Consider the following 13814-nt stretch of genomic DNA (forward strand, 5'->3'; position numbering starts at 1 on the left):
ATCTGAATGAAGTCGATCATCTCGGATGCAACAGTTTGGGATTGGTGACGATGGAAACGATGTCGGCGACCAGATTGAGCAGGATGTAGGTCGCGGCAAAGATCAGGGCGCAGGCCTGCACGACAGGAATGTCGCGCGTCCGGACAGCGTCGACCATGACCTGGCCGATTCCCGGATAGACGAAGACAACCTCGACCACCACGACACCGACCACAAGGTAGGCCAGGTTGAAGGCCACGACGACGGCGATCGGCGCCCAGGCATTCGGGAGCGCGTGGCGCAGGATGACTCGGAGCGGCGAAAGCCCCTTGAGATGCGCCATCTCGATATAGGCACTGGCGAGCAGGCCGATGATCGATGCCCGCGTCATGCGCATCATATGCGCGACGATGACCAGAGTCAGCGTCATGACCGGCAGCACGAGCAACGGCAGCATGTCGAAGAAGCCCATGTCGGGATTGACGTTCGAGAGCGAACTGAACCACCGGAACTTGATCGCCATGTAGAGCATCAGGATATAGGCGATGAAGAAATCCGGCAGCGAGATCGTGATCAGGGTCAGTATGCTGACAACCTTGTCGAACAGGCTGTTGCGGTAGAGTGCCGAGAGGATACCGAGACCCAGGGCCAATGGTACGGCAATGGCCGCGGTCGCGCCGGCCAGAATGAAGGTGTTCAGCAGCCGCGGTCCGACGATATCGGCGACGGTGCGGGAATACCCTTCTCGCGAAGAGAACGAAGACCCGAAGTCTCCGACAAGCGCGCCGGAGATCCAGTCGACGTAACGGGTGACGAAGGGTCGGTCGAGACCGATTTCGCGCTGGAACGCCGCGACGGTCTCAGGCGTCGCCGACTGCCCGAGAATGGACCGAGCGAAATCGCCCGGCAACAGCTCGACGGCGAGAAAGATCAGCATCGACACCAGGAACAAGGTGAGGAGGCCGAGCGCAAGGCGCTGGCCCAGCGTCCTCACCAGGGGATGACTAACGAACTGCAAGAACCGCCCTCCGGTAACCGTCCACGAGAAGGCTCACCTACGCCACCAACGCGATGCGAGCTTGCGGCCATCAATATCCCAGTTGGTCGCGATGGCACCATGAGAGAGTGACTTGTTGTGCGCCGAGACGTTTGTGCTCCAGGCGATGTTGATCAGGCCGCCATCGTCATGAACCAGTTGCTGCATCTCGGCATACATGCCGGCGCGCTTGTCGTTATCGGTCTCGACCCGTGCCGCGAGCAGCAGTTCGTTGAAGCGGGCATTCTGCCATGCCGTTTCGTTCCACTGGGAACCCGCCGCATAGGTATTGGCAAACATCCAGTCCGCCGTCGGGCGCCCGTTCCAGAAGGTGACGCACATTGGCACCTTCATCCAGACCTTGTCCCAGTAGCTGTCGGCCGGCTCGCGGATAACGTTGATGTCGATCCCCGCCGCCCTGGCATGTTCCTTGAACAGCACGGCGGCATCCACCGCCCCGGCGAAAGCAGCATCCGATGTCGACAGGTCGATCGACAGGCGGTCGAGGCCTGCCTCCTTCAGCAGGGCGCGCGCCTTGTCGGGATCGTAGCGGTGAACCGGCTGGGGATCGATCGAGAACTGGATCGAGGGCGCGATGGGATTGTCGTTTGCGGCGGTATTGATGCCCGCAAACACCTTCTTGGCGATGTCCTCGCGGTCGATCGCATATTTCAGCGCATTCCGCACCTTCGGATTGTCGAACGGGGCGACCGTGGTGTTCATGACCATGATGAAATGCTCATAGCCGGAGACCTTGTCGATCTCGATATCCGGGTTGCGCTCCAGCAGCCCCACGGTCTTCAGTTCGCAGCGATCGATGTAATCGACGGCGCCGGTGACCAGCGCGTTGGTCCGCGCCGCGACATCGGTGATGACGGTCAGCGTCAGTTCGTCGAACCAGACGTCACGATGGTAGTTGGGGTTGCGCTTCAGCGATGCGCGAATGCCGGGCTCGAAGCTCTCGATGATGAACGGACCGGTGCGGACCATCGACTGCCAGTTGGCCGATCCGTCGTCGTTGGCTTGCATGATCGGCAGGTGATAGTCACTGACATAGAACGGGAAGTCGGCATTGCCGCCGCTCAGCGTGAAAACGACCGTCTCGTCGCCATCGGCCTTCACATCCGAGACAGCGGCGAGAACTCCCTTCGCGCCCGATTTCGTATTGGGCCCCATGTGATGGCGAATGGAGGCGACGACGTCTTTTGCGGTCAGGCTGCGGCCGTCATGGAAGGTCACGCCGCGGCGCAGCTTGAACATCCATGTCTTCGCGCCGTCGGAGGAATCGAAGCTCTCGGCAAGGTCGGGAGTGATATTGCCGGCAGCGTCGACCTCGGTCAGGCTGTTGGCCCCCGAGCCCCAGAGCGTCGTGCTGGTCATGGCATTGTTGTAGGTCGCGGGATCGAGCGAGTCGCTCGTCGAACCGTTGCTGATGCCGAGGCGGAGCAAACCGCCCTTTTTCGGCTGCGGCTGTGCCTGCGCCTGCGTCGTCAGCAGGGCCTGCGCCGCGGTGACGCTGAGGCCTGTCGCGATGGCCAGTTGCATGAAGTCACGGCGTGACATCTGATTTTTGGCGACGCGATTCTTCGCGCGGCCAAGCATATCGCTTGCGTCGTTCATGGTATTCCCCTGATTTTTGTTGATTGCCTGGTTCGTTACGCGGTCCACCACCGAGCGGGAATCTTGCGTCCGTCGTTTTCCCAGTTCGCGGCGATCTCGCCATGGGCGACATTCTTCGAATGCGCCGAGACATATGTGCTCCAGACGACGTTGATGAGACCGCCGTCGTCATGCACCAGTTGCTGCATTTCAGCATACATCGCCGCGCGCTTTTCCTGGTCCAGTTCGGCGCGGGCCTGCACGAGCAGTTCGTTGAACCGCGGGTTCTTCCAGGACGTCTCGTTCCACGGCGCTTCGGCAGCGTAACTGGTCGTGAAGAGCCAGTCGGCCGTGGCACGTCCATTCAGCGACGTGGCGCTAAACGACTTCTTCATCCAGACATTGTCCCAGTAGCTGTCGGCGGCCTCGCGTATGACATTGATCTCGATGCCGGCGGCCTTTGCATGCTCCTTGAAGAGCAAGGCCGCATCGACGGCGCCGGCGAAAGCCGCGTCCGAGACGGAGAGGTCGATGGACAGCGTATCGAGCCCGGCCTTTTTCAGATAGCTGCGCGCTCGTTCGGGATCGTATTTGTGGACCGGCTGGGGATCGATCGCATATTGCAGCGTCGGCGCGATCGGGTTGTCGTTGGCCGGGCTGTAGACCCCGGCAAAGACCTTCCTGACGATATCCTCGCGGTCGATCGCATATTTGAGCGCCGTGCGAACGTCCCTGTTGTCGAAGGGCGCCTGTGTCACATTGGCGATGAACATGTGATGCCCATAGCCGGTGACCTTGTCGACCTCGATATTGCTGTTGCGCTCCAGCAGGTTGAGCGTTTTCAGCTCGCAGCGATCGATGTAGTCGACGGCGCCTGTGAGCAAGGCGTTGGTGCGCGCGGCCACATCGGCGATCACGGTGACTGTCACATCGTCGAACCAGACATCGCGATGATAGTTGGGATTGCGCTTGAGCAATGTGCGGACGCCGGGTTCGAAGCGCTCGATCGTAAACGGACCGGTGCGAACGGGCGTCTGCCAGTTTGCAGTGCCGTTCTCATTGGCTTGCATGATTGCCAAATGATAGTCGCTGAGGAGGAAGGGAAAGTCGGCATTGCCTTCGGACAGCTCGAACACCACGGTCGAAGCATTGTCCTCGCGGACGTCCAGCACCGAGGCAAGGATCGACTTCGCGCCCGACTTCGTGTCCGGCCCCATGTGATGACGGATGGACGCGATCACGTCCTTCGCCGTAACAGATTTACCATCGTGGAAGGTCACGCCGGGACGGATCTTGAACATCCACTTGCGCGCGCCGTCGGAGGGTTCGAAAGTTTCGGCGATATCGCCATTGACGGCACCCTTTGAGTCAACTTCGGTGAGGCTGTTGGCGCCGCCGCCCCAGAGCGCGGTGGCCACCATGCCACCGGAATATGTGGCGGGATCGAGCGTGTCGGTCGTAGCGCCGTGATAGATGCCGATGCGGAACGAGCCGCCCTTTTTCGGCTCCGCACGAGCTGCGGTGGCAAACAGCGTGCCGGCCCCCGCCGCCGTCAGGCCGGTTGCCATGGCCAGTTGCATGAAGTCGCGGCGCGAAACCTTGTTGCGCGCGGCTAGCGCCCCGGCCTGCTGCAGCTTGCGGCTCAAATCATCCATCATGTTCTCCTCCCGGTAACCTGTTCGTCTGCCGCTCAAGCCAGACGCTGGCGAAAATCCTCGATGCCGACACCGATGAAGCTGTCGACATGGGTGTATAGATATTGGCAACCAAGCGCCCGGAACTTTGCGACATTGCGGCTGTTGACTGCGGTGCCGACATGCCGGCCCGCGCTGCGAATCTTGTCGATCGCGGCTCCGATCACCGCCTGCACGTCATCGTGATCGCTTCGTCCGGCATAACCCATCGATTGCGAAAGGTCGTCCGGGCCGATGAAGAGGACGTCGACATCATTCACCTCGAGGATCGCATCGAGGTTATCGACCGCTTGCCTGGACTCGATCATGAGCGTGATCACCATGTCCGAAAAGTCCCGGTACCACACGCCACGCACCGTCTCGACGATTTCGCGTGCCCGTTCGGCCGTATCGACATGCGGAACCATCACACCGCGTGCGCCTGCATCGAGATAGCGGTTAAGATAGAATTTTGTGAAAGTCTCCGGCCTCACGATCGAATGAACATTGGCCACGACCGCTGCCCTACACATATCCTGAACGCGCTCGGTGGACGCGAAGCCGTGTTCGCAATCGACGAGGATCGCATCCACTGCGTTCCGGGCCACTGCCTCGGTCAGCGACGCCGATGCATGATCGGTGTTGACGACGATGACAGGCTCGTTCGCTGCCAGCTTTTCCTTGAAACTCTTTCCCATGGTGCCCGTTCTGCGCTGCATTCGTTGACACACAGATTGGCGGGCCCCGTACAAAAGACAAGATGGAAAATTATCGTTCGGATTATCAATAATACGATCAATACTTACAGAACTGAGATAAAATAAATATATAAAATGCTACTTCAAAAATACATTTGAATTAGAGTAGTAATTTTTCGCGTGAGAGATATGCATGATGCAGACCTCTGCAAATGCCTCTCCATCCCCATCGTGAAGGTACCTGACCATTGCTGCATGTTGCAGGCACCCCTCATCGGTGTATTCCTTCCGAGAAAACACCAGATGATATCGCACATTGTGCAGATACGACTCCATGCGGTCGATGGTCTCTGCCAGAAATCGGTTATCCAGCGTAGACAAAACGCCTGCGTGAAAACTCGCATTGGCCAGGTAGATCGCTTCGGGATCGCCTCTTTCTACACTTTCGCTGTGAAGCAACCGCCGCCGCTCGAGTTCATCAACGGCAGGCTTTGCCAGCGGACCGTCGATCATGCCACCCCAGGCGCGATACAAAACACACAGCGTGTCGAATATCTGGCGGACATCATCGGCACTCAGACGACGGACATAAGCGCCTCGAAAAGGTGCAATTTCTATAACGCCCTGACGATCAAGCTCAGCCAGCGCCTCGCGCGCAGCATTTCTTTTGATGTCCAGACGGTAGATAAGGGAGTCTTCGGAAATGTGTTCGCCAAGAGCCAGCCTGCCCATGACGAGATCTCGCTTTACGAGATTCACTACTTCGTTCACAACATCAATTTTCTTCTTCATCATGACGAATTCGCTTACCGTTGACACTCCTGCCGCACCGGAAGGAACAATCGTCACTGAGAGTTCATGCTTCAGATTACAATGTCAACGCAGATCGCACGTCTTGGCCGACCACTGCAGTCAGGAGTTGGCCGAGGAGTGAAGTGGATATGCATCGAGGACAGACGGTCGCGGCGTCACCCCATCAGTCCCGCCAACTCCTCCAGGATTCTGCCGCCGATATGGGCCATGCGGCGGGCGGGACCCTTCGCCGGGCGGCTCGGCGTCGGCGTCATCTCGACGGCCGGCCCCTCCCTAATCCCCCATGTCGTCGCACTGGCGCGGGACTGGCGCCCGCGCCTGGAGCCGGCGCTGATGGAAGGAAAGCACGAGGGGCTGAGCTGGCTGCTCAGGGAGGGAGAGAGCGACCTGACGATCACCGCCGACGCCGATGCAGAGAAGCCTTCGACCGGGCGGAACTTCGTAGCCCGGCTCTGTCTGGAAGCTGCACATTGGCATCAAATACCCGGCCTTCCCCTTTGGGCACGATGAGACCAAATGTTTTTAGGAGACCACGTATTTGGTTGCTGAGCTGCCTGGAAACGCTTACGAGCTGGCTACGCGCAGTTACCAGTGTGCGCGTCAGCATGTTATCGAAAGTCTTTACTCGCACGACTTTGTAAAATCCGGCTTCGGCCAACTGCGCTAGACCATCTGCATCATTGGCATCAGTCTTGTTGAGCGTCTCGTTCAGAACCTTTTGCGCAGGACGTGCTTCAATGCAAATCGCGGGAATTCTCTCGGCTGTCAGCGCGTGATGGAACCACGTCGATAGGGGACCTGTGTCGAAGACAACCAGCCTTGCGTGCGGAGCACGCTTGCGGATGATCTGCGATAGAACTTTTGGATCAGAAGGGCATTTCCCTCGCCAGATCCACTTCCTATCCTCCCGGATCGAAACTGGTTACGTGAGGATGCGATTCAGCTTGGCATCTTGCCACGGCCCCGCTCACCATCGGGCTAGTTGCATATTCGTACGGCCTCCTCGAATGGTGCTATAGGGTACCTCGTAAATACGAGGAATTTGGGTGAGCAAATCAAACGCGACGAAAACACAAGGGGCGGCCAAGCAAGTGGCCTGTCGCATGACGCGCGAGGCTTGGATCGAGGCTGGCGTTGCTGCGCTCCTGGAAGAGGGCATTGCCAACGTGAAGATTCAGGTCGTGGCGAAAACGCTCGGGGTATCGCGGTCGAGCTTCTACTGGTTTTTTGCCGACTTGCAGGAATTGTATCGCGAATTGCTCGAATACTGGCTGCGCAAGAACACTGGCCCGATTATCGAGCGGGCGCTTCGCCCGGCGCCGACGGTGACGAAAGCAGTGTGCCATATCTTTGAGTGCTGGGTTGATCCGGAGCTTTTTAGTCCGCGCCTCGATGCCGCGGTGCGTTCCTGGGGGCAGGTGGATGCGGCGGTGCGAGAGGTCGTCGACCAGGCGGATGACCAGCGCGTCGATGCGGTGACCCGCATGTTCTTGCGCTATGGCTATCCGGATGAGGAAGCCTTCGTTCGCGCGCGCGTCCTCTATTTCACGCAGATCGGCCATTATACGCTCGGCATGCGCGACGACCGTGAAATGCGGCTGCGGCTTCTGCAGCCCTACCTCCTTAGCTTTACCGGCCGCAAGGGGTCGCAAGAGGAGGTTGCGGCTTTCGAGGAATTGACGCGTCGAGTCCAACCGAACGGCTGAACAATGGCCACGTCTGTACATATCGAAAGTTCCGTATTTTAGGAAGAAGTTCGGCGATGGAGTCGCCATCTCGCGTCGTCTGTCGCAATATTCTGGACATTTGTGTCCAGAGCGAATACGCATAGTGCCAGACCGGGCACTGGAGGCCCGGCGGGGGACGGTCTTCATCCATGAGGCAGCGCATGAAGCGATACTCGGCCTTGCCAAGTTGCCGCCGCGGCGGGAGCGCCGGTATGCGATGACCCGGCACTATTCGGCATTCTCGCTCTTCAAGGAGGGCCTTGCGGGGCAGAAGGGCTGGCAGCAGGCCTGGCGTTCGCCGCAACCGAAACCGCGCTACGACATCCTGATCATCGGCGGCGGCGGCCATGGTCTGGCGACGGCCTATTACCTCGCCAAAACGCACAATGTCCGAAACGTCGCGGTTATCGAAAAGGGCTGGCTCGGCGGCGGCAATACCGGGCGCAACACCACCGTCATACGCTCCAACTATTTCTTCCCGGAAAGCACGGCGCTCTATGAGATGGCCCTGAAGCTTTATGAGGGGCTCGGGCGTGATCTCAACTACAACATCATGCTGTCCCAGCGCGGCATCGTCACGCTCGCTCATAGCGAGGCGGAGATGGAGATGGCGGCGCGCACCGTCAACGCCATGCAGATCAACGGCACGGATGCCGAACTCTTCGGCATTGAGGACGTGCGCCGCGTTCTGCCGCTGCTCAATCGCTCGCCGCAGGCGCGCTATCCGGTGTTCGGCGGCGTCTGGCAGGGCCGGGCCGGCACGGCGCGGCACGATGCGGTCGCTTGGGGTTATGCGCGCGCCGCGGACGGACTGGGCGTCGAAATCATCCAATCCTGCGAGGTCGAGGAATTTCTGATCGAGGGTGGGCGCTGCCGTGGCGTCAAGACCAGCCGTGGCGAAATCCGCGCCGAGCGCACCGGCATGGTCGTCGCCGGCCATTCCTCGCATCTGGCAGCCAAGGCCGGTTTCCGCCTGCCGATCACCTCCTATGCGCTGCAGGCCTGCGTTTCCGAGCCGATCAAGCCGGTGCTCGATACCGTCGTTCTGTCGCCGGGAACCGGCACCTATGCCAGCCAGTCGGACAAGGGCGAATTGGTCGTCGGCGGGGCGCTCGACCGGGTGCCTTCCTATGGCCAGCGCGGCAATCTGCCGGTGCTGGAGGAGGTAGTCTCGGGCCTGCTCGAAATGTTCCCGTCGTTCCGCCAGCTCCGGCTGATGCGGCAATGGGCGGGCATCGTCGACGTGACGCCGGATTCCTCGCCGATCCTCGGGGAAAGCCCGCTGCCGGGCCTGTTCCTGAATTGCGGTTGGGGCACGGGCGGTTTCAAGGCCATTCCGGCCGGCGGCACGCTGCTTGCCCATCTGCTGGCGACCGGCCGGCATCACGATGTCAGCCGTCCCTTCGATCTCGACCGCTTTTCGCGCGGTCGATTGATCGATGAGGCCGCCGGCTCCGGCATCGCGCATTAGGAGGTTTCGATGCAGCTTTTTCCATGCCCCTTCTGCGGACTGCGCAACGAGAGCGAATTCCATTTCGGCGGCGATGCCGGCAACCATCGTCCGGAAGGCTTTCGCACCGTCGAGGACGGCGAATGGGCCGCCTATCTCTACGAGCGCAACAATCCGCGCGGGACGGCAAACGAAATCTGGATGCACATGACCTGCGGCGAAATTTTCCGCATGGAGCGGGATACCGTGCATCACCGCGGGCCGCAGTCCTTTGTGCTGGGAAAGGGAGGCGACAATGACGGCATGGCGCACTGAGGGCGGGTCCGCCATCGACCGCTCGCGGCCGCTGCGCTTTTCCTTCGACGGGCGCGCGATCAACGGTTTTGCCGGCGATACGGTCGCCTCGGCGTTGTTGGCCGGCGGTGTTTCCGTGCTCGGCCGCAGCTTTAAGTATCATCGCCCGCGCGGACTCTGGGGCGCGGGCGTCGAGGAGCCGAATGCGCTGGTCGATATCGTCGGCGACATGCCGAACACCCGCGCCACGCAGGCGCTTGCCGTCGAGGGCATGGCCGTGCGCAGCGTCAATGCCGATCCGAACGCCGAGAACGATCGCTATGCCTTCCTCGATGCCTTCGCGCGCTTCATCCCGGCCGCCTTCTACTACAAAACCTTCATGGCCCCGGACTGGCACTTGTTCGAGCCGCGCATCCGCCAGATGGCGGGTCTCGGGGTGCTGGACGAAAAAGTGCAAGGCCCCGCCTTCGCCGAACAGATAAACCATCATTGCGACGTGCTGGTGGTCGGCGCCGGGCCGGCGGGCCTGATCGCCGCCCGCACGGCGCAGTGCGCCGGAAAACGCGTGCTTCTCTGCGACGACGGCCGCCAGGTCGGCGGCAGCTTACTGTTTCGCGAGGGCACGATCGAGCGAAAATCTGGCGCCGTATGGGCGGCGGATGTGGCGGCGGAACTGGCCGGGGCCGGGGCTCTGGTGCTGACCGGCACGACGGCCTTCGGCATCTACGACCATCATCTCGTCGGCCTCAACCAGAAGGGCGCGGAGGGCGCGCCGGATCGTTTCTGGCGGGTTCGTGCGAAATCGATCGTGCTCGCGACGGGCGCCATCGAACGCCCCTTGCCCTTCGGCAACAACGACCTGCCGGGCATCATGTCGGCTGAAGCCGCGCTCGTCTATCTCCGCCGCTTCGGCATCGCCGTCGGGCGCAAGGTGGTGATCGCCACGAATAACGACCTGGCCTATGAGACGGCGGAGGCGCTGGCGGCGGCCGGGCCGAATGTCACCGTCGTCGATTATCGCGCCGATGCGCCGGCTTCGGGCGGACTGCGGGTGCTCTCGGGACGCACCGTCCTTTCCGCCATGGGCCGCGGCGCGGTGGCGGCCGTCAAACTGTCCGATGGCAGTGTTTTGGAGGCCGATGCCGTGCTTGCCTCCGGCGGCTTCACACCGAGCGTACATCTCTATTGCCAGGCACAGGGCAAGCTGGAGTGGCGCGACGATATCCTAGCCTTCGTGCCCGGCCGGCCGGTCGAAGGTATCGACGTGATCGGGGCCGCCGCCGGCGATTTCAGGCTTCCGGCGGAGCTTGGCGCGACGGAAGTCCGCGAATTCAGCATCGTCGCCGCCTGGCCGAAGCCGGGCGCCAGGGAACGGGTCTGGATCGATCTTCAGAACGACGTCACCGCCAAGGACGTGGAACTCGCCATGCGCGAAAATTTTGTCTCCGTCGAGCATCTGAAGCGCTACACCACGCTCGGCATGGCCACCGATCAGGGCAAGACCTCGAATGTCAACGGTCTGGCGCTGATGGCGGAACTCACCGGCCGGCGCATTCCCGAGGTCGGTACGACGACCTATCGCCCGCCCTTCACGCCGGTGCCTTTCGCTTCCTTCGCCGGTGCGCGCTCCGGCACGCGCATGAAGCCGCTGCGCCGCCTGCCGCTGGAACAGCAACACCGGGCTGACGGCGCGGTATTTCGCGAATATGGCGGCTGGCTGCGCCCGGCCCATTACGGGGACGGCGCGCCGGACGAACGCATCCAGGCGGAAGCGCATGCGGCGCGTAGCGGCGTCGCGTTGTTCGACGGTTCTCCGCTCGGCAAGATCGAGGTGATCGGGCCGGATGCCGCGCCTTTCCTCGATTTCATCTACTACAACACCATGTCGACATTGGCGCCCGGCCGTTGCCGCTACGGTTTCATCCTGACCGAAGGCGGCAATGTCTATGACGACGGCGTTCTGGTGCGGCTCGATGAAAACCGTTTCGTCGTCTCCTGCTCCTCCTCGCATGTGGCGGGCGTCCACGGCCTGCTGGAGGAATGGCGGCAGGATCGCTTCGACAAGCGGCGCGTCTTCATCCACAACGCCACTGCCGAGATGACGACCTTGACGGTCACCGGCCCGAAGGCGCGGGCGCTGATGGAGATACTCGACCTCGGCATTGCGCTTGACGATACGGCCCTGCCGCATATGGCCGTCACTTCCGGCGTTTTCGATGGAGTCGCGGTGCGCATCGCCCGCATCAGCTTCACCGGCGAGCGCTCCTATGAGATCTCCGTGCCGGCCGACCATGCGGGCGCGCTCTGGGCGCGGCTGCGGCAGGCGGGCAAGGCTTTCGACGCACGTTTGCTCGGGCTTGAGGCGCTGATGATCCTGCGCGCCGAAAAAGGCTATGTCGTCATCGGCAAGGATACCGACGGCACCAGCCGGCCCATGGATTTCGGCCTCACCGCGCCGCTGGAACGCAAGAAGGTCGAGTTCATCGGCCGCCGTTCGCTGCTCGCCGAGGATGCCGCCCGCGCAGATCGACGGCAGTTCGTCGGGCTGGACGCAATCGACGACAAGGGCCCGCTGCCGACCGGTGCGCATGGCATCGAGCCGACCTCGGCCGGTCTGCGCAGCACCGGCTACGTCACGTCGAGCTATTTCAGTCCGGTGCTGCAGAAGCCGATAGCGCTCGGGCTGATTGAGCGCGGCCTTTCGCGCATGGGCGAGGTGATCGAGCTGCAGCATTTGCGCCAATTCAGGCGCGCCCGCATCGTGTCTGCTTGCGCATTCGATGAGGAAGGGAGCCGCCTCCATGCTTGATCTTTCCCGCACATGGCGGCCCGAACCGGACTGGGCGGAAGCCTGTCTCGCCGGCCCCGGCATCACGATCCTCGCCATCACTAGCCTGACGCAGCGGCTCGTCAGCGGCGATCTCGGCCGCTTTCTGGCGCAATACGATCTAGGCGGGGACGTTGGCGGGCTGAAAGTGGCCTCCGGCGAACGCTATGCGGTGCGTCTCGCGCGCGACCGGATGCTGGTCGTTGGCCTTGCGACGGACGAATGCGCGGATGGGTGGCATGCGGCAGGTTATGCTGTTACCAGTATTGGCTCGGGGCAGCGCGTTCTGGAGATGCGTGGCGAAGGCGTGCGCGATCTCCTGGCGCGGGCAGTGACGGTCGATCCGGACCATGCCGGCCCGTCCGCTGCCATGCCGTTCGGCGGCGTGACATGCGCCGTTTATTGTCACGAAGGGCCGCAGGCATTGCGAGTGCATGTCGAGCGGGGGCTTGCCGCCTCTCTCTGGGAATGGCTCGAATGCCAGCTGCTGCTTTCGAGGGAAGCAAGCGTTCAAGCAACAAAGTAGGCTTCGAAGGAGCGACCCGCACTGATGTGGGCGAAAACGGGAGTGAGACAATGAAGCACATTCTGATTATCGGCACGGCCATCGGCCTGCTCATGGGTACGGCGGCACGCGCTGAGGACCTGACCTTCGCGGTAGCCGGGCCGCTGACAGGACCGCTTGCCACGATCGGCGACCAGTTCAAGCAGGGCGCCCAGGCCGCCGCCGATGCCATCAACGCCAAGGGCGGCGTGATAGGCAAACAGATCAAGCTGCAGTTCGAAGACGACCAGTGCGATCCCAAGCAGGCGGTTTCCGTCGCCAACCGCATCGCTGCAGCCGGCATCCGGTTCGTCGATGGTCATGCCTGCTCGGGCTCGAGCATTCCGGCGTCCGCAGTCTATGCCGAAAACGGTACGCTGATGATGAGCCCGGCCTCCTCCAATCCGGTCATGACGGACGATGCCGCTGCCAAGGGCTGGACGAACATCATGCGTCTGTATACCCGCGACGACGCACAGGGCGCCTTCATCGGCCCGTGGATCGCCAAGGAATATGCCGGCAAGAATGTCGCCGTGCTGCATGACAAGACGGCTTACGGCCAGGGCGTGGCCGACGCCGTGCGCGCGACGATGAACGCGAACGGCCTCAAGGAAATCATCGCGGAAGGCATCAATGCCGGCGAGAAAGACTACAACGCGCTGGTGACGAAGCTGAAGGACGCCGAGGTCGATGTCGTCTATTTCGGCGGCTATCATCCGGAGGCTGGCCTTATCCTGCGCCAGGCCGCCGAGCAGGCCTACACGTTCCAGCTGATCATGCCTGATTCCATCGCCTCGCCGGAATTCTGGCAGGTTGCGGGACCTGCTGGAGAGGGCACGATGTTCGTCTTCCCGTCCGATCCACAGGCCAAGCCGGAAGCCAAGGAAGCCGTCGAGAAGATCTCGGCGGGCGGCTTCAAGCCGGAAGGCTTCACACTGTTCTCCTACGCGGTGATCGAGGCTTTCGCGCAGGGCATCGAGCGCGCGGGTTCGGATGACCCAACCAAGGTGGCCGAGGCCCTGAAAAACGGCCAGCCCATCGATACGGTCGTCGGAAGCGTCACCTTCGACGAAAAGGGAGATCTCAAAAACGCCAGCTACGACATTAACCGCTGGAGCAATGGCGCTTACGCACCGATCACGAAGTAAGCGCGAGAAAGAGCGAAGGCTCGGCC

The 13814-nt window shown here is 61.7% G+C and carries 12 protein-coding genes and 1 pseudogene; 7 read left to right on the forward strand and 6 right to left on the reverse strand.

All coding sequences use genetic code 11. The features are described from left to right. Positions 1 to 16: 16 nt before the first annotated feature. From AB3G45_RS05200 to AB3G45_RS05220, 5 genes are all read right to left on the reverse strand, one after another. A complete protein-coding gene (locus AB3G45_RS05200) occupies positions 17 to 997 on the reverse strand; it encodes an ABC transporter permease (RefSeq protein WP_367829565.1) in 981 nt (326 codons plus the stop codon). A 33-nt stretch (positions 998 to 1030) separates the two neighbouring features. After that, entirely contained in the window at positions 1031 to 2635 is a 1605-nt protein-coding gene (locus AB3G45_RS05205; RefSeq protein ID WP_367829566.1) for an ABC transporter substrate-binding protein, read from the reverse strand. 35 nt (positions 2636 to 2670) lie between these two features. Continuing rightward, positions 2671 to 4272, reverse strand: coding sequence for an ABC transporter substrate-binding protein (locus AB3G45_RS05210; RefSeq protein ID WP_367829567.1), 1602 nt, complete (start codon positions 4270 to 4272; stop codon positions 2671 to 2673). A gap of 32 nt (positions 4273 to 4304) precedes the next feature. Further along, on the reverse strand, positions 4305 to 4985 hold the full coding sequence (locus tag AB3G45_RS05215) for an HpcH/HpaI aldolase/citrate lyase family protein (RefSeq protein WP_367829568.1): 681 nt from the start codon (positions 4983 to 4985) through the stop codon (positions 4305 to 4307). Between the two features lie 138 nt (positions 4986 to 5123). Then, positions 5124 to 5780 carry a GntR family transcriptional regulator gene (locus tag AB3G45_RS05220; RefSeq protein WP_367829569.1) on the reverse strand — a complete coding sequence of 219 codons (657 nt, stop codon included), beginning with the start codon at positions 5778 to 5780 and terminating at the stop codon, positions 5124 to 5126. 225 nt (positions 5781 to 6005) lie between these two features. Here AB3G45_RS05220 and AB3G45_RS05225 point away from each other — a divergent pair, with 225 nt between their 5' ends. Then, entirely contained in the window at positions 6006 to 6308 is a 303-nt protein-coding gene (locus AB3G45_RS05225; RefSeq protein WP_367829570.1) for a LysR substrate-binding domain-containing protein, read from the forward strand. Here the strand turns inward: AB3G45_RS05225 and AB3G45_RS05230 are convergent. Continuing rightward, positions 6262 to 6711, reverse strand: a pseudogene (locus AB3G45_RS05230) (transposase); the annotation flags it as partial. The gene AB3G45_RS05225 and the pseudogene AB3G45_RS05230 sit on opposite strands and share 47 nt — an antisense overlap. Positions 6712 to 6844: 133 nt before the next feature. Here AB3G45_RS05230 and AB3G45_RS05235 point away from each other — a divergent pair. The 6 genes from AB3G45_RS05235 to AB3G45_RS05260 all read left to right on the forward strand — a co-directional run bounded on the left by AB3G45_RS05235 (position 6845) and on the right by AB3G45_RS05260 (position 13788). After that, positions 6845 to 7504 carry a TetR/AcrR family transcriptional regulator gene (locus AB3G45_RS05235; RefSeq protein ID WP_367829571.1) on the forward strand — a complete coding sequence of 220 codons (660 nt, stop codon included), beginning with the start codon at positions 6845 to 6847 and terminating at the stop codon, positions 7502 to 7504. Between the two features lie 238 nt (positions 7505 to 7742). Beyond that, a complete protein-coding gene (locus tag AB3G45_RS05240; RefSeq protein ID WP_367829572.1) occupies positions 7743 to 8996 on the forward strand; it encodes a sarcosine oxidase subunit beta family protein in 1254 nt (417 codons plus the stop codon). 9 nt (positions 8997 to 9005) lie between these two features. Further along, positions 9006 to 9290 carry a sarcosine oxidase subunit delta gene (locus tag AB3G45_RS05245; RefSeq protein WP_367829573.1) on the forward strand — a complete coding sequence of 95 codons (285 nt, stop codon included), beginning with the start codon at positions 9006 to 9008 and terminating at the stop codon, positions 9288 to 9290. After that, positions 9271 to 12078 carry a 2Fe-2S iron-sulfur cluster-binding protein gene (locus AB3G45_RS05250; protein ID WP_367829574.1) on the forward strand — a complete coding sequence of 936 codons (2808 nt, stop codon included), beginning with the start codon at positions 9271 to 9273 and terminating at the stop codon, positions 12076 to 12078. The genes AB3G45_RS05245 and AB3G45_RS05250 overlap by 20 nt, the downstream gene beginning before the upstream one ends. Next, positions 12071 to 12622: a sarcosine oxidase subunit gamma family protein gene (locus tag AB3G45_RS05255; protein WP_367829575.1), complete on the forward strand. Its 552-nt coding sequence runs from the start codon at positions 12071 to 12073 to the stop codon at positions 12620 to 12622. The genes AB3G45_RS05250 and AB3G45_RS05255 overlap by 8 nt, the downstream gene beginning before the upstream one ends. Before the next feature lie 50 nt (positions 12623 to 12672). Further along, positions 12673 to 13788 (forward strand): ABC transporter substrate-binding protein, encoded by a 1116-nt coding sequence (locus AB3G45_RS05260; RefSeq protein WP_367829862.1) that lies wholly within the window; start codon positions 12673 to 12675, stop codon positions 13786 to 13788. Positions 13789 to 13814 lie beyond the last annotated feature (26 nt).

It is taken from the genome of Shinella sp. S4-D37, from assembly GCF_040812195.1.
Classification (GTDB): Bacteria; Pseudomonadota; Alphaproteobacteria; order Rhizobiales; family Rhizobiaceae; genus Shinella.

Excerpts from the sequence above, each read along its gene's own strand:
- AB3G45_RS05205 (WP_367829566.1), bottom strand. The coding sequence starts at position 2,635 with ATGAACGACGCAAGCGATATGCTTGGCCGCGCGAAGAATCGCGTCGCC.
- AB3G45_RS05210 (WP_367829567.1), bottom strand. The coding sequence starts at position 4,272 with ATGATGGATGATTTGAGCCGCAAGCTGCAGCAGGCCGGGGCGCTAGCC.
- AB3G45_RS05215 (WP_367829568.1), bottom strand. The coding sequence starts at position 4,985 with ATGGGAAAGAGTTTCAAGGAAAAGCTGGCAGCGAACGAGCCTGTCATC.
- AB3G45_RS05220 (WP_367829569.1), bottom strand. The coding sequence starts at position 5,780 with ATGATGAAGAAGAAAATTGATGTTGTGAACGAAGTAGTGAATCTCGTA.
- AB3G45_RS05225 (WP_367829570.1), top strand. The coding sequence starts at position 6,006 with ATGCGGCGGGCGGGACCCTTCGCCGGGCGGCTCGGCGTCGGCGTCATC.
- AB3G45_RS05240 (WP_367829572.1), top strand. The coding sequence starts at position 7,743 with ATGACCCGGCACTATTCGGCATTCTCGCTCTTCAAGGAGGGCCTTGCG.
- AB3G45_RS05245 (WP_367829573.1), top strand. The coding sequence starts at position 9,006 with ATGCAGCTTTTTCCATGCCCCTTCTGCGGACTGCGCAACGAGAGCGAA.
- AB3G45_RS05250 (WP_367829574.1), top strand. The coding sequence starts at position 9,271 with ATGACGGCATGGCGCACTGAGGGCGGGTCCGCCATCGACCGCTCGCGG.
- AB3G45_RS05255 (WP_367829575.1), top strand. The coding sequence starts at position 12,071 with ATGCTTGATCTTTCCCGCACATGGCGGCCCGAACCGGACTGGGCGGAA.
- AB3G45_RS05260 (WP_367829862.1), top strand. The coding sequence starts at position 12,673 with ATGAAGCACATTCTGATTATCGGCACGGCCATCGGCCTGCTCATGGGT.